Origin of the sequence: Dawidia soli (assembly GCF_018598185.1) — a bacterium.
GTDB lineage: Bacteria > Bacteroidota > Bacteroidia > Cytophagales > Cyclobacteriaceae > Ohtaekwangia > Ohtaekwangia soli.
In genome coordinates this window covers 140957-162011 of sequence record NZ_JAHESC010000008.1, presented here as the reverse complement: position 1 = coordinate 162011, position 21055 = coordinate 140957, and the positions used below count along the sequence as shown (strand labels likewise).

The window sequence follows — 21055 nt, the reverse complement described above, 5'->3', positions numbered from 1 at the left end:
GTAAGGGACGCGAATATGTGCCGATGGCGGAATCCTGTGGAGCGCCACCTGGTGAACGGGCGTGCGTCTGCCGCGTGTACATAGTGCGATGTTTAGCGCCGGAACTCAATGGGGAAAAATGATCACGGGGTAGTTGCAGATGGCGGTGATCTGCTTGATAACGCTTTTATGAAAGATCCTCCCCGCCAGGCTGTGATGTTCCGAACAAAGGGCCAACGCATCGGGCATGTTCTTCAGCATATAGCGGTTGATCGCCTGTGCGATATCGGCGTCGCGGACCGTGTCGTACTTTATTTCTTTGAGGTCGCGATGGTGATAGGTGTCGATGATATATTGTAGTTCTTTCAATTCCTCCTCTGCGTCCTGGCTATAAGCATCTTCCATCACCTGCAGTACGGTGAGCCGGCAGGAGAGCTTTTGAACCAGGGGGACCAGGTGTGTCAGCGGCAGCGTGCGGTTCCGCAGATAGTCGAACGCGTATACCATCGACCTGATCGCGCTGTAACCCAGGCCGGCCGGCACGACGATCACCGGCTTGTTGCTTTTCAGGATCGCATTGTAGGTATTGCTGCCGAAAAGAAGCTGGTAGAGATCATCCGGACCGTTTGATCCCATCACGATCAGGTCGAAGCGTTCGGCCTGGTCATGGATGGCCGCGCTCAGCTTTTCCGGCGCGGAAGTCGCTTCGGCATAGCATGAGATTTTGAAGGCCCTTGTTACTTCGCGGCTTTGGGCCTCCAGTGCATGCCAGGTGCGCGTCGTGGACGTTTCCCGGCCCCGGATCATTTCTGCCGGAGAGAGCTCGAACGCCGACTGCACTTGGAGCAAGGTGAGGCTTGCCTCGAACTTCTGCGCCAGCTTGGCTGCGTAGGCAATGGCATTGTTGGAGGCATCCGAAAAATCTGTCGGACATAAGATCGTTTTCATAAATGGCATATTTCCTTAGTACGATCGTTCAAATGCGTAGCTGTGAAACCGCTCGAAAGCATCCTTCTCGAGTGCCTCGCGGTGGTTGGGATGTGCGATCTCGATGAGTGCCTTCGCGCGCTGTCGCATGTTCTTTCCATACAGATATGCAACGCCATATTCCGTGACGATATAGTGCGCGTGGGCTCTGGTCGTTACCACGCCGGCGCCCTTCTTGAGAAAGGAAACTATCTTCGATTCATTCTTCGATGTTGTGGACGGCAAGGCAATGATCGGTTTCCCACCGGTTGACAGGGCCGCTCCCCGTATAAAGTCCATCTGGCCGCCCACGCCCGAGTAATGGTAGGTGCCGATCGAGTCCGAGCAGACCTGGCCGGTAATGTCCACCTCGATGGCGCTGTTGATGGCGGTAACTTTCGGATTGGTCCGGATCACCGACGTGTCGTTGACATAGTCGATCCCCAACAGCGCGACGGCCGGGTTATCGTCTATAAAGTCGTACAGCTTGCGGCTGCCAAGCACGAACGAGGCTACTGTTTTTCCGCGGTGCTTTTGTTTGTGCTCGTTGGTCACGACGCCACGCTCGATCAGCGGAATAAGACCGTCGGAAAACATTTCGGTATGAACACCGAGTGCCTTGTGGCTGCTGAGACAGGAGAGGACGGCATCGGGAATGGCGCCGATCCCGATCTGCAAGGTGGCGCCGTCGTCGACCAGGTTGGCACAATGACCGGCGATCCTGCCGGCAATTTCTGTTGCGGTCGTCACCACCTCGGGTAGCTCCTCGCACACATCGACCATTGCCTGAAAGTTACTTTTATGTATAATACCGTCGCCGTGCGTGCGCGGCATTCTCGGATTTACCTGGGCGATGATGATGTTGGCGTGTTTCACTGCCGATAAGGCAATATCAACCGAAGTTCCCAGCGAGCAATATCCGTGCTTATCCGGCGGAGAGACATGTACAAGTGCCACATCCAGCGGCAGGATATTATTGCGGAACAGCAGGGGGATCTCGCTCAGGAATATCGGGACGTAGTCGCCTCTTCCTTCGTTCACGGCGGCGCGGATATTCTCTGATACGAACAGCGAGTTCATGCGGAAGGTATCCTTATACCGCTTGTCGGCTACGACCGCATTGCCTTGCAAGCTGATGCTTACCAACTCAATGTCCCACAGGCGTGCTGCCTGATCGGCTAACGCTTGCAATAAAAAGTGCGGTGTGGCCGGACCTCCCTGTATGAACACTCTGTTTCCCGGGCTTATCAGGGCCACTGCCTCTCTGACGTTTGTGATCATGTCGTTTCTTTTTGGTGATCAAAGAAACGCGTGCATGTGCGATAATCCGATGAGCGGAATCATAGCGTCGCAGGACTCTTGTCATCGACGCAACGACTTTGCTGTTCGGTGACGTTTTAATGCCTTGTATACTTCAATCCACATGATCGACAGCACACCGGTTGCTACGCACAACCCGAACTGGTACCCGGTCAGCAGCTCGAAGTGGAAGAAACGGCGGAGCGCCGGGATGGTAAAGAGTATACTGCACAAGCCGCCGGTCGCGGCCAGCGTGAGCGGGATGAGCCTGTTTTTATACATGAGTGTGACGAAAATAGAATAATAAAACGATCGGTTGACGAGGGTCAGGAGCAGGTTGGCCGTCACCAGGGTTACAAAGACCATGGCCGTTACGCAGGCCTGCGAGCCGGCATGATTGACGGAATACCAATAGATCAAGATCAGCCCCGCGGTGATGGCAAGGCCTTGCACGATGCTGATCGCGAGTTCCGAGATCCTGAAAAAGGTCTTTGTAAACGAACGGGGCTTCTCGGTCATCACATTTTGCTCGATGGGCTCATGCTCGTATACGATCGAGCACGTAGGGCCCATGATCAATTCGAGGAAAATGACGTGCACGGGCGTAAGGATCTCCGGGTAGGGCCAGCCCAGCATCAAGGGGAGCAGCACGATGAGTACGATCGGGATATGGATCGAAATGATGTAGCGGATGGCCTTTTTCAGGTTGTTATAGATCTTCCTGCCGATCGTCACGGCGGCGACCATGGCGCTGAGATCGTCGTTCGACAGGATGAGCGCAGAGGCCTGACGCGCCACCTCCGAACCTTTCCGGCCCATGGCAATGCCGATGTGCGCGGCTTTTAATGCCGGGGCGTCATTGACTCCGTCGCCGGTCATGGCCACCACGTGGTGATGTTTTCTGAGCGCTTCGATGACTTTCAGCTTGGCGTCCGGGAACATGCGGCTAAATACGCTGACCTTTTCGACCGCGTCTTGCAGCGCGGGGTCAGCCAGCGACATGACTTGTTCGCCCGTCAGCGAAGTTGCTGTGCCCCTGAAATTGATCTGTCTGGCGATCGTCCCGGCGGTCACCAGATTGTCGCCGGTAAGCAGCTTGACCTGTATGCCGGCGTCATAGAAACTCTCGAGCACACCCGGTATGTTTTCTTTCGGAGGGTCATAAAACGCTACCAGGCCTTTTAACAGGAACCGGAATTCATGCTGATCGGCTGGAAGATCCGGTCCGGCGGGTACCGCTTCGGCCACGGCGAGTACCCGGAAACCTTTGCTCGCCAGGGCATGAAAGGCGTCGTTAGCGGCGTGTAAGTCGGAAGCGGGCAGGTGCGCGTGCAGAAAAGCTTCGGGGGCTCCTTTCGCAGCGATGATCCGGTTGCCTTTCTGATCTTCGAAAACATGCGTCATGATGGGCGGCGTGCCGCCGAGCGGATATTCGTGTATCAACGTTGCCCCGGCGCGCGCATCCACCGGATGTGTTGCTGCGTATGCCCGGTGGATTGCCAGCTCCATGGGGTCGAAGGGAAGCGGTTCACTGGCCCACATAGCCGTGGCGATGATCGACGTCGCGCGGGCAAAGTCCTCCGGGCCATAGGTAATGCGGGCATGCATGTCATAAATGCCGACCAGCGCCATTTCGTTTTTTGTCAGAGTGCCCGTTTTATCGACGCAGATCACCGTGGCGCTTCCCAATGTCTCTACAGTATGGATGTTTTTTACAATGACACCTACCTGTGCAAGCCGCCACGCGCCGAGCGCCATGAATGTTGAGAACGCCACGGGAATCTCTTCCGGCAGGATGCTCATGGCCAGGGTGAGCGCCTTCAGAAGGCTCTGCATGAGCAGCGAGGTTTTAAAAAAATAGATCCCCCATACCGCCAAGAATGCGGCCAGACCCACCATGGCCATATTGCGTACAAAACCTTTTAGCTGGATCTGTAATGGAGACGGCGGTTCCTCTATATCCTGAAGGCCTTTGCCGATCCGTCCCATTTGCGTGTGCATACCGACGGCCGTTGCCTTGCAGACGGCCAGCCCGGCGTTAACCAGTGTTCCCTGATACAGGAACTTATCTTCCGCTGTTTTTTGGACGGACATCGATTCCCCCGTAAGGATCGCTTCATTGACGGAGAGATCGTTGGAACGTTCGATGACGCCATCCGCCGGGACAAGTTCTCCTTCTTCCACGATAAAATGATCGCCGACGACAAGCTCCTCGGCCGGCACGCGCATGACGGTAGCGTTTCGGATGACCGATGCCTGCGGCCGTGTATACTCCTGGAGCGCGTCCAGCGCGGCCTTGCTTCGGGATTCCTGGTAAAAGGAAATAAAGGATACCGCAGCAATGGCTGCCAGCATAAAGGCACCCTCGGCGTATGCCTCGCGGAGGAAATAAATTGCCGATGCCAGGACCAGCAGCATGAGCATCGGCTCCTGCAGCGCCCGCTTCAGAAATGGAACATGTTTCTTTCGTTCAAATGTGTTCCGGCCGTATCGTTCCCGCGCCTGGTTTACCTGGTCGGCCGTCAGGCCGGTGATCCCTTCGATTGTATGCATAACGCAATTTATTTCAGCCGCGTGAACGGATGAATGACGGCCGTCATGTGCCTTGCACCGCAGGGTGCGACAATAATCCTGCCGGCGACTGATGGCCGTCATCGCAGCATGGTCTGCGCACGACTACTTTTGATTAACAACTAAACAAGGAGGTTTACACCGGTCAAGCCGGTACACAAGGTGCCCGTTTTGTAAAGATATCAGGCGAAATACGTCTTGGTTTTCATGGTTGATAAAGCGAAAGGCGGAAATCTCCGCCTTTTTGCTTCGCTATAATCCTATTACAAATCTATATAAATAAAGTCGCATGAAAGTTACCATTCAAACGCCCGGGTTTATCGCCGGGAAAGCACTGATCGATTATGTGCAAGGCCATGTGGCCGGGCTGTCGGTTACCAACGACCGGATCCTGGAGGCACAGGTCGTCTTAAAGCTGGTCAAATCCGACACCGGCGAAAATAAGGTTTGCGAAGTACGGCTGGTCGTTCCGGGCAATGACCTGTTCGCGCAAAAGCAACACCATACATTCGAAAATGCCGTGCTGCATTGCATCGACGCGTTGAAACAGCAGGCATCCCGTTGGAAACAGTTGCATGACCCGGGAAGGTACCGGGGTGCGATACCGGGTATATGATCACCAGGTACAATTTTATCGACGTTCGTTAAAAAACTGATGAATCTCAGTTTTACATCCTGATTTGGCTCATGGAAATCTGGTAAATCCGGAGGTTACCTTAGCATTGTCTACTATAGGTTACCGCTTCGAGTGATATGATTTGCCATGAGCGCTTATCCGAACCCTTTTCGACGTTTCATTGCCGGTATCGTTTTGATGCTGCTGATCCTGCTTTGGGAAGTAGCACTTGAGATCGCCGGGGGCACGATTGCATACGTATTGGTTTCGTTGCTGACACTTTGGTATGTACGTACCTTTCGGTGGATGGTCATCGCCGGCGGCATTGTTTCGACGCTGGCGCTGGGGAGTATATTCTTCCTATATTTTATCATGCCGCATATAGACCCTGCTGTTCTTATGAACCGCATGGTGTCGGTACTGGTGGTTTGGCTGGCCGTTCTTTTTATCCTCCGGTTCCAGCGGCTTCAGCAAACGGAACGCCGCGAAAAACGGCAATTACGGGCATTGGTCGCGCACGCAAACGAGGGGCTTCTCCTGATCGGAAACACGGGTAACATCCTGATGGCAAATCCGGCTGCCGGCAGGATGTTCGGATACCGGCATGATGTTCTGGTGTATAAGCCGATCGCAGACCTCATTCCGGAATTCGACGCAAGCCCGGGTGAACGAGCAGACGCCTATGGGCCGGGTAAGCCGGCATCCACCCGGGCGCGCACCTGGCGGGCCGTGCGGCGCGATAGTTCCGAATTTCCAGCCGATGTGAGTCTTAGTGAATATTATGACGGCCGGCACAGGGTGGTTATCGCATTTATTCTCAACGCTTCCGACCGGGTGAGAAATGAAGAGCTGGTGCGATCCAATCTGAGAATGGCCAGTGAATACAGCCAGGAATTACAGCAACGCGTTCACCAGCGGACTGCCGAGCTGGAGTCGGCGAATCGCGCGTTGCAAAATAGCCAGGACGTATACCGTTCGATGGCCCGCAACTTTCCGGATGGGTTTATCGGCATTATGGACCATGATCTGAAGTGGGTGCTTGTCGATGGAAAGGGTCTTGCCGAACTCGGCCTCCGATCGGAGACGGTTTTACATCAGCGGGTGTTCGATGACATCCATGCGGCGATAAGTTCCTATGCGGAGGGAGCGTTGCGAAAGGCGTTTGATGGAGAAACGGTATCGTTCGATATCGACGTGGCCGGTAACTACTATAATGTTTCCTCCGTGCCGGTGGAAGCGGCGGACGCCGTGATCCGGCAGATACTGGTTGTCGTTAAAAATATCTCCGGTCAGAAAAGCCTGGAACGGGAGCTCGTCAGGACCCTCGAGAAAGAGAAGGAACTGAACACGCTCAAGTCGCGGTTTGTTACAATGGCTTCGCATGAGTTCAGAACACCCCTGACGACGATCCTGTCGTCTGCGTTCCTGTTGGAGAATTATACCGGGACGCGGTTGGAAACAGAGAAGAAAAAGCACCTTGATAGGATCAAACGTGCCGTGCATGGACTAACGGAATTGCTGAACGATTTCCTGTCGCTGGGGCGGCTCGAAGAAGGTGTTGTATACGTAGCCTGTAAGCCCGTTGCGATGAGACAGTTTGGTGAAGAGCTGCTGCAGGAGATCTCGCTGTCGAAAAAGGAAGAGCAGCGCATCGTGTTCGAATGCGAAGGTCCGGACACCGCCGTGCTGCTGGACAAACAGCTGGTGCGCAACATCCTATTGAACCTGTTGTCCAACGCCATCAAATATTCGCCCGTATCGAGCACGATCGGGCTGGTGATATCGGTAAACGCTAATGTTGTAAAGATGAAAGTTTCCGACCAGGGAATCGGCATCCCGGCGGAAGAGCAGAAGTTTATATTCAAGCGCTTCTTTCGTGCGCAGAACACGTCTGAAATTCAAGGGACGGGATTAGGACTCAACATTGTGAGACGCTATGTGAAGCTGTTGAAGGGAAGAGTTGAATTTCAAAGCCGGGTGAACAAGGGTACTGTCTTTACCGTTACGTTGCCCCTGGATCATGCTATCGAATCGAATCCTCATACTTAACCCAACCTCTTATGCATTACAAAATTCTTTTGATCGAAGACAATGTGGAAATGGCGGAAAACATTTCGAGCATCCTGCAGTTGGCGAAATACGATGTTACGCACGCCGTCAATGGAAAGGTCGGAGTAGACCGTGCCCAGAAGAACCCCCCGGATCTGATTTTATGCGATATCATGATGCCGGAGCTTGACGGTTACGGTGTGCTGCATATTCTGAACAAAGATGCCGATACCGCCAGCATTCCTTTTATTTTCCTGACAGCGAAAGCCGACAAAAGCGACTTTCGGGCCGGCATGAACCTTGGGGCCGACGACTATATCACCAAACCCTTCGACGGTGTCGACCTGCTGAAGGTCGTCGAAACGCGGTTGAAGAAGCACGAGCTGATGCGAACCGCCTTCGGAAACAACCCCGAGGATGTGAGCGCATTCTTCAGCAAGACCCGCGAGCTCAAGGATTTTCATAAGCTATCGGAAAACCGGCCGGCAAGAGGGTTTAAGAAAAAAGACCTGATCTTCATGGAAGGGCAGACGCCTAATGATCTTTATTTTATCGAAAAGGGCCAGGTGAAGACATATAAAGTAAATTACGACGGAAAAGAATTGATCACCGGCCTGCACTCCGAAGGCGATTTTCTCGGGTTCGTCCCGCTCCTGGAGGATAAACCTTATAATGAAAATGCCGAGGTGCTGGAGGACACACGGGTGACCATTATTCCCAAGACGGATTTTATCACCCTGATCTATTCCAGCAAGGACGTGGCCCGGAAGTTCATAAAAATGCTTTCCAACAACCTGGAAGAAATCGAGAACCGGCTGCTGGACATCGCCTACCAATCGGTACGGCAACGCGTAGCAAGCGCATTATTGAAGATGGGAGAGAAGCTTGCCGGCAGCGGCAAGGAGGGATTGATCACCGTCGCGAGAAAAGATATTTCCAATATCGTCGGTACGGCCACCGAATCGCTGAACCGCACGTTGGCGGATTTTAAGGAGGAAGGCCTGATCGAAATATCCGGCGACGGCCTGCGCGTCCTGAACCGGGTGAAGCTCGAGAAGCTGCTGCATTTCTGAGGTCAAAGGCACGAGGCTACGTTTTCCCGGCCTGGATCACGACGAAAGAACCCTCGCCATAGCCAGGCCGGGCCGGCTCCAGGGAGGTGATCTCCTCCAGGCGGTGGAACAGCGTCTGGCAGAATCGGAAACGCTTGAACCCGGCGTGTGTCAGCTCAAAGTGTACTTTGTCGGCCGTATAAAACGTGGCCGATCGGTAGAATGTGCTGGCCTGCAGGCGCTGTTCGTATTGCCGGCCGATGATGCTATGCTTATCGAGGAAGCCCAGCACCAGTACGCCTTTGTTCTTGAGCACGCGATTGGCTTCTTTAAAGGCTACATGCAGATCGTTAAAATAACTGATGCAGAAGGCCATGAGCACGAAATCGAACCGGAGGTCGCCGTACGGCAGCTGCTCCGCCACACCGTCCACGACTTCAATACCCCGCTTTACCGCACGGGCACGCATGTCGGGCGACGGTTCGACACCTTCTTTTATTCCCAGGGCTTCGGCGAAACGCCCCGTTCCCAGCGCCACCTCGATGCCCGACAGGCTGTCGCCGACCGGTAACATTTCCCGCAGCGCTTCTACCTCAGACCGGAATACGAAAGGATAGTCATAGAACCATCTTTCGTAGTCCGGTACATGCGTATCAAAAGGCAAGTTGGGTTTCATACTTTTTTAAAACAAGTTGAGCACGTTTCCGCTCGCGGGCGATGACGCCGGGGCGTTTACGGCGAGACATTCATCATGTATAGAAATTTTTTATAACAACGACAGAAAAGTATCGCAAACCGATGACGGCTGTCACTGCTTCGCCCATACGCAAGCGCTTTCTTGGGTGTATAGATCTGACAGCGTATATGACAAAAAATCTGGATACAGCCGACACGATCGTGAAGCTGACCTTGGCGGTGGCGGTGGTGGTATTTTATTTTGGCCGGGTCATTTCGGGACCCGTGGCCCGGGGATTGGTCATTCTGGCCATAGCGCTGATCGTACGGTTTGTGGCGAAAGCGTTATTGCTATTTATTACGCGGGATTGATGTAATACAACGGGTGAAGGTATAAAACAAAAACGCATGACTGTTCTAATGTTTGGTTGGGAGTTTCCTCCGCATCTGTCGGGTGGACTTGGTACGGCCTGTCTGGGGCTGGCCACGGCTTTAAAAGAGCAGGATGTGAAGCTTTTGTTTGTGGTGCCGAAAGCACACGGAGACGAGTCGATCCCGTTGATCAATGCCTCGGGCGTTACCCTCGCCGCGGATGAAACGGTGGTTCGTACCGTTCATAAACGATCGGACACCGGATCACGGGAGATCGCGGTGGCGGCAACGATACGGCCATATGCCACAGGCGCAGCGACGCGGGCAGTGGAGCATTGGCACTGGCAATACGCAACGGAAACCCTGCGCACGGTGAAAAGCGGCAGCGGTATTCGGTATAGCTTCAGCGGAGGGTACGGCCCCTCGCTGATGGAGGAGGTGGCGCGCTATGCCGACGTGGCGGGAGCGATCGCCCGGCAAAACAACTTCGATGTCATCCATGCCCACGACTGGCTCAGCTTTCCCGCGGGCGTGGAAGCGAAGAATGTCAGCGGCAAACCGCTGATCGTACACGTACACGCCACGGAGATCGACCGGGCAGGGGAGAACAACATCGACCGCCGCGTGTTCGATATAGAAAGACAGGGCATGCAAGCCGCCGATCTTGTCATCGCCGTCAGCCAATGGACGAAAGATATCCTTGTTCGGAAATACGATATCCACCCCGCGAAAATACACGTCGTGCACAACGGCGTGATGCCCGTGCAGGTGGATCATTGGCCTGTTACCCCAAAGATCAGCGAGCATGTCGTGACGTTCCTGGGGCGGGTGACCTACCAGAAGGGGCCCCTGTATTTTATTGAAGCCGCCCGGAAAGTGCTGGACTACTTTCCGGATGCTCATTTCATTATGGCCGGTTCGGGCGACCTGTTGCCGGCGATGATCGACCGGGTGGCGCGAGGGAAGATGTCTTCGCGGGTCCATTTCACCGGCTTCCTGCGCGGCAAGCAGATCCATCAGGTGTGGTCGGTGACGGATGTATACGTGATGCCGTCGGTTTCCGAGCCGTTTGGCATCACGCCACTCGAAGCCGTCCAGGCCGGCGTACCGGTCATCGTGTCCAATCAATCGGGGGTAGCCGAAGTTATGGATCATGTTATCAAGGTCGACTTCTGGGACACCCGTGCGCTGGCCAACGCCATTATCGGCGTGCTCCGGCACAAAGTGCTCTCGGACAGCTTGCGATCCAACGGCAGGAAAGAGATCGAAGCGCTCACGTGGAAACGTGCCGCAGGAAAAATAAAACAACTCTACCATGAATTCTGATCAGCAATACCTGAACCTATACTTCCAGGTGCATCAGCCGCAACGGCTCAATATGTTCCAGTTCTTCGATGTAGGATCTGGTCGCGGCTATTTCGACGACGACCTTAACGGCGATATTGTTTCGCGCTTGGCAGAGCGCTGCTACTTGCCGGCAAATGCGTTGTTGCTGCGGCTCATCGACAGGCATCCGGAAATAAAGGTGACATTTTCGATCTCGGGAACTGCCCTGGAGCAATTCGAGCGCTATACACCGAAGGTATTGCAGAGCTTCCGGCAACTGGAGGAAACCGGATCGGTCGAGTTTCTCGGCGAAACATACTACCACTCCCTGGCCTGTTTCCTGAGCCCTAAGGAATTCGCGCTGCAGATCGGCCGTCATCAGCAAAAGCTCGGCGCGCTGATCGGTGCATCGACAACCTTTTTTCGCAATACGGAGCTGATCTATTCTGACGCTATCGGCAAGCAGGTGTCTGAGTTGGGTTTTACCGGCATGTATGTGGAAGGATGCGACCGTATGCTGGCCGGCAGAACGCCAAATGCACTGTACCGCCACGCTACGGAGGATCTTGTCCTGGTTCCCCGAAACTACCGGCTGAGCGACGATGTTGCCTTTCGTTATTCAGACAAGACCTGGAGGGAGTGGCCATTGACAGGTAAAAAGTTTGCTTCCTGGCTTGGGCGCCTGCCGCGCCATGAAAAAATGGTTTCACTGGGCATGGATTATGAGACGTTCGGCGAGCATACGCCGCACAGTACGGGCATTTTTACATTCCTCGACGACTTTATCACGGTGATGCGGAAATCGCGGAAGTTCAGGTTCATAAATCCGTCGGAGATGGCGTCGCTTTTGCCGGTGGAACACGCGGCCGGTGCTAAAGAGGGCGTCTCGTGGGCGGACGAGGCACGCGATGTTTCGGCCTGGCTGGGCAACGCCATGCAGCGCGATGCCTTCGGGTCGCTTGAACGGTTGCACGATGCGGTCATGGCCAGCGACGATGTGGTGCTCATCGATGCGTATCGCCACCTGCAGACCAGCGATCACTTTTATTATATGGCTACCAAAGATGGCGCGGATGATGGCGTACACCGGTATTTCAGCCCCTATACATCTCCCTATGAAGCGTTCATGAATTTTATGAATATCCTGGCCGACCTGGAGCTGCGTGTCGGACGGCTGCGCCACCGTCGGCACATGGTGTATGCCACACCTCCTGCGTTGGAAACCGACCCGGCTCCTATACGCTGGTAACAATAGATGCCGGCAGATGACGGATGTCATAGAGTGGACAGTACGATTGCGGTTACTTTGGATCTGCGTGTATATGAGCTATTTGCCGTATGTTTTCTTTTAAAGCCATTCTGGGGGTCCTGTTTATGCTGTTGGTGGTCACGATCGCCATCCTGGCAATCGTGTGTTTTCGCGCCAACCTGGAGACCGTGGAGGCTTCGCAGGAGGTTAGTCACACCCATCAGGTTGTCGGCAAGGTCGATGCGATCTCGGCCGCGTGTAAAGATTTGCAGTTGTCGGTATACCGCCGGCGCGACCGGGGGGTTGATACGGAAGCAGCAAGCGCGGTGCTTTCAAGCATAACCGAGTTGCGCGATATCACCCATGGTAACCATCTGCAACGTAAACGCATCGATTCGCTCGACCGGGCCGTCCGGAAATGGACCGGCCTGTGGGATCCGGCCGGGGGAGCGGGCATCGATCCCGTTTTGCGGGGTATCGAAACGATCCGGGCATCTGAGGAGACGTTGCTAAAGCAGCAGCGTGGCCAGCGACGAAACTTCGAAGGCTTTCCGGAAAAATTTTATTGTTTTGCTGGCGTGCATTGCTGTCCTGCTGATATCGACATTCCTCGCCATCCGGTATAATTTCAACAAGCGGATCCGCATGCAGGAGGCGTTGCAGCGCAGTAACGTGTTGTTTGAAAAGGTTTTTTACGATAGTCCGATAGCGATCGTGATGAGTGAATATGAAAGCGGCCGGATCCTGCATTGCAATCGTGTCTTTGCCGACACGGTGAATTACAGGGTCGATGAATTGATCGGTAAAACGGCCGTGGAGCTCGGTATCCTCGAGCGCATGGAGCAGCGGAAGGAGATCATTGAACAGGTCGCAAAAGGATCGGAGGCAAATCATACGGAGACTTATATCCGGCCGCGGGATAGAGACCTCCTGTATATTTCCCTGCACGCCCACGTTATCTCATTGTATGACGGGAATTGCCTGCTGACGGCGGTCCTGGATTTGTCTGCGCACAAGCGGGCGGAAGAAGAAACGAAAAAGGCGCTGGCAACGCTGACGGAGCTGAGCAAGCTTAAATCGGACTTCGTCACCCTGGCATCGCATGAGTTCCGGACACCGCTCACAACGATCCTGTCGTCGGCGTTCCTGGCGGAAAACTATACCTTCGGCGAGACCCGCGAAAAAGTGGGAAAACATTTGGCAAGGATCAAATCATCGGTCAATATGCCTACTGCCATCCTGGACGAATTTCTATCAGTGACAAAGATCGACGAAGGCGACGTACGGTTGAACCTGGAGCAGCTCGATCTTCCCCTATACATGGAAAGTGTCCGCACGAACCTGCAGGCCCTTGCCAAACCCGGGCAGACGATTCACTATACACACACCGGGGCCGACACGGTGTGGACGGACCCGGTGTTGCTGGGCCACATCGTCCGGAACCTCGTCACAAACTCCATCAAATATTCGCCGGAGGATGGAGCCATCCACATCGCCACCGAGGTAAACGGCAGTATTTGCCTGATCGTGAGCGATCGTGGCATCGGCATTCCGAAAGAGGATCAGAAGCATTTGTTCGAACGATTTTTTCGCGCTTCCAATGCAGGCAATATACAGGGCACGGGGCTCGGATTGCATATCATGCGTCACTACGTAGCGATGCTCAACGGTTCTGTTACGTTTCAGAGTGACGCCGGAAAGGGCACCCGGGTAGAGGTCGTGCTGACACAGCCTGCGTGAAAGGAACTTGCTGTTTCAGAAAACCCCCCATACCGTATCGCCAGTGATATGAGCACCACAATCAGAAAGATCGTGAAGAGGACATATTTTTGATGAAGTTTCATCGGTGTTATCGGTTTGTTTTTTATGAGTGTTCGAATAACAACCTGGCCGGCCAGCGCTTTCGTTCCGGCAGCAGTCCATACCGGGCAATGCTTTGACCCTTTATGAACTGCAGCGCCTCGTCGATCGAGTCGGTGACCAGTATCAGGCTGAGATCTTCGGTGGAGATTGTCTTCTTTTTTTTCATCAGCGTGATATGCTCGAGAAGCTCTTTATGATATGCGCGGTTGAAGACAATGATGGGAAACTGGTTGATCTTTTTGGTTTGTGTCAGGGTAAGGGCTTCGAAAAATTCGTCGAGCGTACCAAAACCGCCGGGCAACACGATGAAAGCAAACGAGTACTTGATAAGCAGTGTCTTGCGGATAAAAAAATACCGGATATTGACCCACTTGTCGAGGTATGCGTTGGGCTTTTGTTCGTGGGGTAATACGATGTTACATCCTACCGACTTTCCGCCGACGTCCTTCGCACCCCGGTTGGCCGCTTCCATGAGTCCGCCACCGCCACCGGTCAGCACCGTAAAACCGAGCCTCGCCACTTCTCCCGCCGCCTTTCGCGCCAGCTCGTAGTACTCGTGATGTTCGTCGAACCTGGCGGAACCGAAGAACGTTACGCAGGGGCCAATGAAATGCAGGGCGCGAAATCCGCGGATGAATTCGATCAGCGTTTTGACGGTGAACGTCAGCTCCTCCCAGCGCGATTGCGGTCCCTGAAGAAACTTTATTTCTGATCGTATGCCGGTTGTCTCGTCCTGCATGATGTTCCTGGAAAGCGGTTCTATTTTGCCTGGAAAGGGCCGTTCAGTTTGTTGAACTCGTGGATCGACAGCGCGGCCAGTCGTTTACCGGTAGCGAGCTCCCACTCCAGCATCTGCTGAAGCAGGTCTGCGACCGTGTCCAACTCAAGCTCCACAGCCATCAGGTAGCAGTTCCGGAGATTGACCGTTTTATACGCATTGATGTTCTTCATGCATCCGACCATGAGTATATCTTTCAAGTGTGGACGCGCCGCATACGTGAGCAGGAATTGCGTTTCTTCGATCATTTTCAGGATAACCTCATTTTTGCGGGCGATCGGTTCGATCAGCAGGTAGTTGAATATCCGGTCGAGCTTGATCGATACGTTGCCGGCGTTGTCGGCATAGTCCTCCAGCGCATGCTTTACGTCTTCCGACTCCAGGTGGTGGTTACAGCTTTGGAACGCCTCGCGAATCTTCTGTTCGGCATACAGCAGGCCCTGTACCTGGTATGTCAGCGCGTCTTGTAACGTTTTTATAGTCTTGTCCATGGTTTTTTTTATTGGTAAGATAAAGGAGTATGCCCCGGAAAGATATGATGATGGTTTTGTGCCGGCATGATGCATGTCATTCGCGCCGGGCTTATTGAATATTGCTATCCTGGTTTGTCAGGATCACAAATTGCATGGGCTGCAGCTTTATTTTGATGAAGTGGCGGCTCCCGTCTTCGTTCGTTAATACGTGGATCTTTCCTTTACCGCCGTAACAATACCGGAATGCGGTACCCTCCGGGTTCAGGTGACTGTCGACGCCGATGTATTCCTCATCTTCCTGCTGCAGCGAGCTGTTGTATACCACGACGATCTCTTCATCGTACAGGATGCGCGAGAATGCCAGCATGCAATCGCTGGTGACGGGCAGATGAAACGTTTTGCCGTCGTTGGAGTACTCGCGCATATACATCCGCCCGAACTTCAGTACGGCGCTGGTTTCCCGTATATGCGCAATGTTCGCGATCTCCCGGTAAATAAGATTGTTTTCGTTCAGGGCATTGTTCTGCGTGTTCTGCAAGTCGAACATCGATTCACGCACCGCCCAATCACCCTCGCCGGAACCATGAAAGCCTTGCTCGGTGCCGTAGTAGATGCACGGTGTTCCCAGCGCGCAAAGCAGGAACCCGGTGCCGGCGATGATCTGCTGCTCGGTAGCATTGTGGCCGAACCGGGCTTTCCGGATGTGGCCCACCTGATCGTGGTTGTCGAGGAATGTGACCAGAAATTCTCCGAACTCGCCCCGCGACATCGCATTTTTTCGCAACGATTCGTAACGCTCGATAAGCTTTTCCGGTGTGGCCTTTCCCAGGACCACGTTCGACAGCACATGGTACAGCGGATAATCCAGAACCGAGTTGAGGCCGTAATAGATCGCGGTGTCCTCTACCTGTACGGCCGTCTTCGGGCCTATGTATTTATTATACATCTCCTCGGGGCCGACGAGCTCGCCGAAGAGAAAGAAGTTACGTTTTCCCAATTTATAGGCGTATTCGCGGATGTGTGAACAAAACTGGCTGATCGTCTTTTCGCCCATATGCTTGACGGCGTCCAACCGGAATCCGTCGACGTCGGTTTCCCGGATCCAATAACAATGGATCTTGGTCAGGATCTCCTGCACGTATAGTGCCTCCGGCGAATCGTCGTTTCGAAATGCCTTCAGGGTAAGAAAGTCGCCTTCCCGCGTTTCCGGGTAACTGTCGAAGTTCCGCATCTGTCCTTTCCGGGCATAAAGGTCAGGGTTCCTCAATTCCACCGGCGACGGCTTGTCTTCGAAACGCCATTTCCCGAAGGGAAAGACCGCGCCGTTGTAATAGTAATATTCGTGATCGCCGGGGTAACTCCAGTTGTTGCCGGAATGGTGAAGCACGACGTCCAGGAATACCCGCATGTTAAGGCCGTGTGCGACGTCTACGAGTACGGCCAGGTCCTCTTTTGTGCCGAAGCGTTTGTCGATCGCTGTGTAATCCTGAACAGCGTACCCATGATAGGCATCGTCGTTGTTTTCGAAAACGGGGCTTAGCCAGAGCGCCGTACACCCAAGGTTCTTGATATAGCGCAGGTGGTCGGTGATGCCGCGGAGCGTGCCGCCGCAGCGCTCGCGGAGCTGCCCGGGCGTACCATACCCCGGTGTTTTACCCGGCATATCGACCGGCGTTCGCGACCGGCTATCATGAAACCGGTCGACCATCAGGAAATATATTACTTCTTCGCGCCATTCGCGCCCGCCGTTTTTCCAATACTCCTTCCCCGGTTTCGGCGTGAGGTCGAGGTCACGAATCGATTTTTCCACGTTATCCTGGTATTGATATGTTAAGTTCGGTTGAAGTATAATCAGTGGGCAAGGCTTGCGGAAGATTTTCTTCCGGCTTGCCGTGCTCCAAGGTGTCAATCGCCACTCTGAGTCGGTTACCGATTTCCTGCGCGATGACCGCCAGTTGTGCTGTGGCAGTGATATTATCGATCGTTTCGAGCGGATTGATGGCGGAGACCTCGACCTCCCCGTTTTCATGCTCCTGCACGACAACGTTGCACGGAAGCATGAGGCCAATGTGTGACTCGAGACTGACGGCCTGGAAGGCGAACTGCGGGTTGCACGCCCCGATAATGCGGTACTTGCGAAAGTCGATATTCAATTTTTGTTTCAGCGTTTCTTTCAGGTCGATCGTCGTCACGATTCCGAAGCCTTGTTGCTGGAGATTTTGGATCGCCCTTTGAACAGCCTCGTCAAACGGGATCTGTAGTTTTCTGGAATAATAGTACGCCATAAAATAAAATTGTCTGGTGGTTCATACGAAATTTAGCGCGGGCCGTCTGTGATGCGGTATGATACAGATCATCGGTCGATCGGATTCTTATTCCGTCTGGCGCTACCCGGGTGATAAAGATCACGACGTGTCGTCGTTTGGATCACTTGCTTTTCTGCGCGAGCGTGTTATTTTTAATAAAAATCGAAAGTACCATGCAACCAAAAAAAATATCGGTGCGCGCGGCGTTGGATATATTAATCGATCAGCTGCGCGGAGGATTGAAAGCATATGGTTTCTGTATCCTCGGATCAATGCCCGCGCAGAATGGTCCGCATAGCGTAAAGACGCGGTACGCCAGCCTTTATTACGTCCTAGCGTTGAGCCATTCGTCTAAGCAATGCTAATACTCGTGGCTGGATTACCGGGTTCAGGAAAAAGCTTCTTTTCGGAAATGCTTGCCCGGCGGATCGGAGCGGTTTACCTGAATAGCGACCAGGTAAGAGTGGAAATGCAGGCGGGACGAAAGTATTCCATTGAAGACAAGCTTGCTATTTACGGGCGAATGGTCGAACTGGCATCGGCGGCGATCGAAGCCGGCCGCGATGTCGTTGTCGACGCAACATTTTTTCATCATACCCTGCGGGAGATGTTCGTACGGCTGGCGACGGGATACCTTGTGCCTTTGCGGGTGATCGGGATCACCGCCGACGAAGCGCTGGTCCGAAAACGTCTTTCGAGGCCGCGCCGCTGGAGCGAAGCCGACTACGGCGTGTATGAAGCCGTGCGCGACCAATTCGAAGAGATCGTGATGCCGCACGCGACACTTGTCTCCACCGACTCGAATATCGAGTCCATGCTCGAGCAAGCCATTCACTATATAAGCGCATGACCCGGACAGAAGTAGACGCATTCGCCCGCCAAGGATTGTTTGAAGGGCGGCCCCTGCAAGGCGTTGTGGAAGAAACGCATATTTCATGGGTTGTGTTGACGGCCACACAGGCGCTGAAGATAAAGAAACCCGTAAAGTTCACGTTCCTCGACTTCTCCACACCGGCCCTGCGTAAATATTATTGCGAAAAAGAACTGGCGCTTAACCGCCGGTTCACGGACATCTACCTGTCGGTACAGCCCATCGCCCAAGCGGGCGGAGCCTGGCATGCCGGCGGTCAGCCGGCGGCCCCGGTCGACTATTGCGTGGTCATGAAAAGGTTAGCCACGGTGGAAAGAATGGACAACCGTGTTGCCCGGAACGGTGTACGCGTGCACGAGATGCAAACGCTCGCGCGGAAAGTGGCGGGTTTTCATGATCACGCAGCGCCCGTCTATACAGCGTTCGATCTCACTGCCGCCCAGGCGCTTTTCAACGATATTTCATCCATCGGGAAATTATTGACCTCGCAACACTACGGTGTACTGCCGGTCGTGATCGCCGAGGCGACGGCATGGAGCGATGAATTTTTGGCGCGGCACGCGACACGGTTTCAAAAACGGATCGAGCACGGAATGAAACGCGATGTTCACGGCGATCTTCACTGCGGTAATATATTTTTATGTGCCGACCCCGTCATTTTCGATTGTATCGAGTTCAATGATCAATACCGGCAGATCGATGTGCTGTATGAGGTAGCCTTTTTGTGCATGGACCTGGAGGCGTCGGGCCAACAACACCTGGCAGACGCGTTCTTGCGTGCGTACAGAAGTGGCTTTTCTGCTTTCGAGTGTTTCGAAGACGAAATGCTGTTCCTGTATTTTAAAGCGTTGCGGGCTAATGTCCGGGCCAAGGTGCACGCGATGGAGGTAAAACAGGATGGGCGCGCAGAGACCGTGCGCAAGCACGTTGCCGATATGGTGCGGTATGTCGCGATGATGGAGCGCTACATGCACACGGCGCGTTCGTTGGAAGGTTGATGTTTTTTGTAACGGATCGGAGGATGTCACGCCCCTGAATAGGTCCTCCTGGAGCGCCTGATGCAGCGCTTGACTTCGGCCAACAGGGGAGCAGCCGGACAGACAGAAGACCGGCAGCCTGTTTTCTGTCTGCGAGAAGTGTTTCTTTCGTTGGGTGCATGGTGATCAGGAATTTGACTATATAAAAGTACAGAGCTATCCATTTTATCTCCATAACGATCATCAGTATCGCGAGCGATCCTGATCACAAAGGCGCCCCGGTGGGCCGCCGGCTGGTTGTAATGCTTGGATCGCCGCGTGAAGACGTCAGGCGACAAATATCCCGAGGGACGCGGACCGCCATCATTTCTTTTGGCGCAGCAGCGATGGAGATTGTATAAAAATCAATTATATGAAAAGTTCGGTCGCTAGTCTTAAAAGTTCGCCGGTCGGTGCGATATTTACTGCGCACCATCGGAAAGTATTACTTCCGTTTTTGGTGTTGATGTCCATATATACCTTGTCGTGGGGGCAGTATGCAGCATCCGGGGATCGTCGGTATACCGTCGGGGTGCAGTATACACAGGAGTTTATGCTGGGTGGCGATGTGCGTGTTCGGGAGTGGGAGATAACGGGCGATAAAATGCCGCTTAAAGATCTGGGAATAAAAAGTTACGCGGCCGTCAGAATATGGGGCGAATACGCGTTACGGAAAGGACACCGTATCCAGCTCGCCTACGATCGATATTTCCTGCGCGGTACCTCCCGGTTTGATCGTGAGATATTTTACAACGGCACTATGGTGGATGGAAGAACTGGCATTGATGTATCGCCCACGCGGTATTATCGGATCAGTGCGCAATACAGTGGCTGTTTTCTGGATCGTGAGCACGTGCGCCTTTGGTACCTGGGGGGGCTCGTATTTGATCATATCGTATTCTACCTCGACGGCCGGGTGTCGCCGAATAGTCCCATGCATGAGGTCTACGAGGATTTTGGGCGTCAGGCGCTGCCGTATCCGGTGGTCGGGCTGCGCGGCGAGTGGAATGATCATGACGGCTCACTCTGTTGGGAAGTTTCGGGTACCTACATTCCGGAGTTCAAGAGCTTTTACACCGAAGGAGGTAAGGTGAAACTTCAATACAGCAACTTTCTGGCGGATATAAAATATTCGAAGCGACGGGGTGATTTCGATCTTGCCATCGGAGGGAAACTCAGGCACATGAAGTTATTCCAGGAAAGCCGCGAAGACACCAATGAAATCCGAACGCTTAGCGCAGGCCCCTATATCGAGATAAGATACCGGTTCGGTCAGACGCTATAAACGGGGAAGGCCTTTTACGGACGAAATATACGTTTTCGATGACGGTGCCGGGCTGCTGGACAGCAACGACGTGGCGTCGATCAAAGACTATATCTACTTCCCGTATTGCCCCAAATGTGCGAAGAAATATGGGCATACCTACATCGTGGTATCGCAGATCAGAGCGATTTAGCGGCACGGACTATACCGGAGATAATGCAACGTGGGACTTTATACATTTAGTCTGTATGGGATGAAACTCAGCTTGCGATCGCTTTTTATTTAGAACGACTCTTAACAACGTATCAGTTATAATATCCTGTAAAAATT

The 21055-nt window shown here is 53.6% G+C and carries 20 protein-coding genes; 12 read left to right on the top strand and 8 right to left on the bottom strand.

The annotated features are described in order from the left end of the window. Positions 1-105: 105 nt before the first annotated feature. The 3 genes from KK078_RS07880 to KK078_RS07870 form a co-directional block, all read right to left on the bottom strand. Complete coding sequence (locus KK078_RS07880) at positions 106-927, bottom strand: universal stress protein (RefSeq protein ID WP_254089705.1); 822 nt, start codon at positions 925-927, stop codon at positions 106-108. 15 nt (positions 928-942) lie between these two features. Further along, the gene (locus KK078_RS07875; protein WP_254089704.1) at positions 943-2226 is read right to left on the bottom strand and encodes an acetyl-CoA hydrolase/transferase family protein; all 1284 of its coding nucleotides are present in this window, start codon (positions 2224-2226) and stop codon (positions 943-945) included. 81 nt (positions 2227-2307) lie between these two features. Further along, positions 2308-4797 (bottom strand): cation-translocating P-type ATPase, encoded by a 2490-nt coding sequence (locus KK078_RS07870; RefSeq protein ID WP_254089703.1) that lies wholly within the window; start codon positions 4795-4797, stop codon positions 2308-2310. A gap of 307 nt (positions 4798-5104) precedes the next feature. Between KK078_RS07870 and KK078_RS07865 the strand changes: the two genes are divergently transcribed. The 3 genes from KK078_RS07865 to KK078_RS07855 all read left to right on the top strand — a co-directional run bounded on the left by KK078_RS07865 (position 5105) and on the right by KK078_RS07855 (position 8553). Next, positions 5105-5431 carry an HPF/RaiA family ribosome-associated protein gene (locus KK078_RS07865; protein WP_254089702.1) on the top strand — a complete coding sequence of 109 codons (327 nt, stop codon included), beginning with the start codon at positions 5105-5107 and terminating at the stop codon, positions 5429-5431. A 147-nt stretch (positions 5432-5578) separates the two neighbouring features. Then, positions 5579-7480 (top strand): sensor histidine kinase, encoded by a 1902-nt coding sequence (locus KK078_RS07860; protein ID WP_254089701.1) that lies wholly within the window; start codon positions 5579-5581, stop codon positions 7478-7480. 11 nt (positions 7481-7491) lie between these two features. Then, complete coding sequence (locus KK078_RS07855) at positions 7492-8553, top strand: response regulator (protein ID WP_254089700.1); 1062 nt, start codon at positions 7492-7494, stop codon at positions 8551-8553. Positions 8554-8569: 16 nt separating this feature from the next. Here KK078_RS07855 and KK078_RS07850 read toward each other — a convergent pair whose 3' ends face one another. Further along, complete coding sequence (locus tag KK078_RS07850) at positions 8570-9208, bottom strand: class I SAM-dependent methyltransferase (RefSeq protein WP_254089699.1); 639 nt, start codon at positions 9206-9208, stop codon at positions 8570-8572. A 188-nt stretch (positions 9209-9396) separates the two neighbouring features. Here KK078_RS07850 and KK078_RS07845 point away from each other — a divergent pair, with 188 nt between their 5' ends. The 5 genes from KK078_RS07845 to KK078_RS07825 all read left to right on the top strand — a co-directional run bounded on the left by KK078_RS07845 (position 9397) and on the right by KK078_RS07825 (position 13894). Further along, on the top strand, positions 9397-9579 hold the full coding sequence (locus KK078_RS07845) for a hypothetical protein (RefSeq protein ID WP_254089698.1): 183 nt from the start codon (positions 9397-9399) through the stop codon (positions 9577-9579). A gap of 36 nt (positions 9580-9615) precedes the next feature. Further along, positions 9616-10905 (top strand): glycosyltransferase, encoded by a 1290-nt coding sequence (locus tag KK078_RS07840; RefSeq protein WP_254089697.1) that lies wholly within the window; start codon positions 9616-9618, stop codon positions 10903-10905. Then, positions 10895-12154, top strand: a complete 1260-nt coding sequence (locus KK078_RS07835) for a glycoside hydrolase family 57 protein (RefSeq protein WP_254089696.1) — start codon at positions 10895-10897, stop codon at positions 12152-12154. The genes KK078_RS07840 and KK078_RS07835 overlap by 11 nt, the downstream gene beginning before the upstream one ends. Positions 12155-12243: 89 nt before the next feature. Beyond that, a complete protein-coding gene (locus tag KK078_RS07830; protein ID WP_254089695.1) occupies positions 12244-12780 on the top strand; it encodes a CHASE3 domain-containing protein in 537 nt (178 codons plus the stop codon). Further along, positions 12725-13894: a PAS domain-containing sensor histidine kinase gene (locus KK078_RS07825; RefSeq protein WP_254089694.1), complete on the top strand. Its 1170-nt coding sequence runs from the start codon at positions 12725-12727 to the stop codon at positions 13892-13894. The genes KK078_RS07830 and KK078_RS07825 overlap by 56 nt, the downstream gene beginning before the upstream one ends. A gap of 124 nt (positions 13895-14018) precedes the next feature. On the opposite strand, the gene KK078_RS07820 is transcribed toward KK078_RS07825, so the two are convergent. The 4 genes from KK078_RS07820 to KK078_RS07805 all read right to left on the bottom strand — a co-directional run bounded on the left by KK078_RS07820 (position 14019) and on the right by KK078_RS07805 (position 17553). Continuing rightward, on the bottom strand, positions 14019-14756 hold the full coding sequence (locus KK078_RS07820; RefSeq protein ID WP_254089693.1) for an LOG family protein: 738 nt from the start codon (positions 14754-14756) through the stop codon (positions 14019-14021). A 20-nt stretch (positions 14757-14776) separates the two neighbouring features. Then, positions 14777-15286 (bottom strand): DUF892 family protein, encoded by a 510-nt coding sequence (locus KK078_RS07815; RefSeq protein ID WP_254089692.1) that lies wholly within the window; start codon positions 15284-15286, stop codon positions 14777-14779. Between the two features lie 91 nt (positions 15287-15377). Beyond that, positions 15378-17078, bottom strand: coding sequence for an alpha-amylase family glycosyl hydrolase (locus KK078_RS07810; RefSeq protein WP_254089691.1), 1701 nt, complete (start codon positions 17076-17078; stop codon positions 15378-15380). 1 nt (position 17079) lies between these two features. Further along, positions 17080-17553: a DUF302 domain-containing protein gene (locus tag KK078_RS07805; protein WP_254089690.1), complete on the bottom strand. Its 474-nt coding sequence runs from the start codon at positions 17551-17553 to the stop codon at positions 17080-17082. 391 nt (positions 17554-17944) lie between these two features. On the opposite strand from KK078_RS07805, the gene KK078_RS07800 reads away from it, so the two are divergent. The 4 genes from KK078_RS07800 (at position 17945) to KK078_RS30770 (ending at position 20918) form a co-directional block, all read left to right on the top strand. Beyond that, the gene (locus tag KK078_RS07800; protein ID WP_254089689.1) at positions 17945-18424 is read left to right on the top strand and encodes an AAA family ATPase; all 480 of its coding nucleotides are present in this window, start codon (positions 17945-17947) and stop codon (positions 18422-18424) included. After that, the gene (locus tag KK078_RS07795) at positions 18421-19443 is read left to right on the top strand and encodes a phosphotransferase (RefSeq protein WP_254089688.1); all 1023 of its coding nucleotides are present in this window, start codon (positions 18421-18423) and stop codon (positions 19441-19443) included. The genes KK078_RS07800 and KK078_RS07795 overlap by 4 nt, the downstream gene beginning before the upstream one ends. Before the next feature lie 484 nt (positions 19444-19927). After that, positions 19928-20746, top strand: coding sequence for a hypothetical protein (locus KK078_RS07790; protein WP_254089687.1), 819 nt, complete (start codon positions 19928-19930; stop codon positions 20744-20746). A 25-nt stretch (positions 20747-20771) separates the two neighbouring features. Further along, positions 20772-20918, top strand: a complete 147-nt coding sequence (locus KK078_RS30770; protein ID WP_394370551.1) for a hydrolase — start codon at positions 20772-20774, stop codon at positions 20916-20918. Positions 20919-21055: the final 137 nt, after the last annotated feature.

Bases quoted from the DNA above. Each gene is read 5' to 3' on its own strand.
- KK078_RS07880 (WP_254089705.1), bottom strand. From the start codon at position 927: ATGAAAACGATCTTATGTCCGACAGATTTTTCGGATGCCTCCAACAAT.
- KK078_RS07875 (WP_254089704.1), bottom strand. From the start codon at position 2,226: ATGATCACAAACGTCAGAGAGGCAGTGGCCCTGATAAGCCCGGGAAAC.
- KK078_RS07870 (WP_254089703.1), bottom strand. From the start codon at position 4,797: ATGCATACAATCGAAGGGATCACCGGCCTGACGGCCGACCAGGTAAAC.
- KK078_RS07865 (WP_254089702.1), top strand. From the start codon at position 5,105: ATGAAAGTTACCATTCAAACGCCCGGGTTTATCGCCGGGAAAGCACTG.
- KK078_RS07860 (WP_254089701.1), top strand. From the start codon at position 5,579: ATGAGCGCTTATCCGAACCCTTTTCGACGTTTCATTGCCGGTATCGTT.
- KK078_RS07855 (WP_254089700.1), top strand. From the start codon at position 7,492: ATGCATTACAAAATTCTTTTGATCGAAGACAATGTGGAAATGGCGGAA.
- KK078_RS07850 (WP_254089699.1), bottom strand. From the start codon at position 9,208: ATGAAACCCAACTTGCCTTTTGATACGCATGTACCGGACTACGAAAGA.
- KK078_RS07845 (WP_254089698.1), top strand. From the start codon at position 9,397: ATGACAAAAAATCTGGATACAGCCGACACGATCGTGAAGCTGACCTTG.
- KK078_RS07840 (WP_254089697.1), top strand. From the start codon at position 9,616: ATGACTGTTCTAATGTTTGGTTGGGAGTTTCCTCCGCATCTGTCGGGT.
- KK078_RS07835 (WP_254089696.1), top strand. From the start codon at position 10,895: ATGAATTCTGATCAGCAATACCTGAACCTATACTTCCAGGTGCATCAG.
- KK078_RS07830 (WP_254089695.1), top strand. From the start codon at position 12,244: ATGTTTTCTTTTAAAGCCATTCTGGGGGTCCTGTTTATGCTGTTGGTG.
- KK078_RS07820 (WP_254089693.1), bottom strand. From the start codon at position 14,756: ATGCAGGACGAGACAACCGGCATACGATCAGAAATAAAGTTTCTTCAG.
- KK078_RS07815 (WP_254089692.1), bottom strand. From the start codon at position 15,286: ATGGACAAGACTATAAAAACGTTACAAGACGCGCTGACATACCAGGTA.
- KK078_RS07805 (WP_254089690.1), bottom strand. From the start codon at position 17,553: ATGGCGTACTATTATTCCAGAAAACTACAGATCCCGTTTGACGAGGCT.
- KK078_RS07795 (WP_254089688.1), top strand. From the start codon at position 18,421: ATGACCCGGACAGAAGTAGACGCATTCGCCCGCCAAGGATTGTTTGAA.
- KK078_RS07790 (WP_254089687.1), top strand. From the start codon at position 19,928: ATGTCCATATATACCTTGTCGTGGGGGCAGTATGCAGCATCCGGGGAT.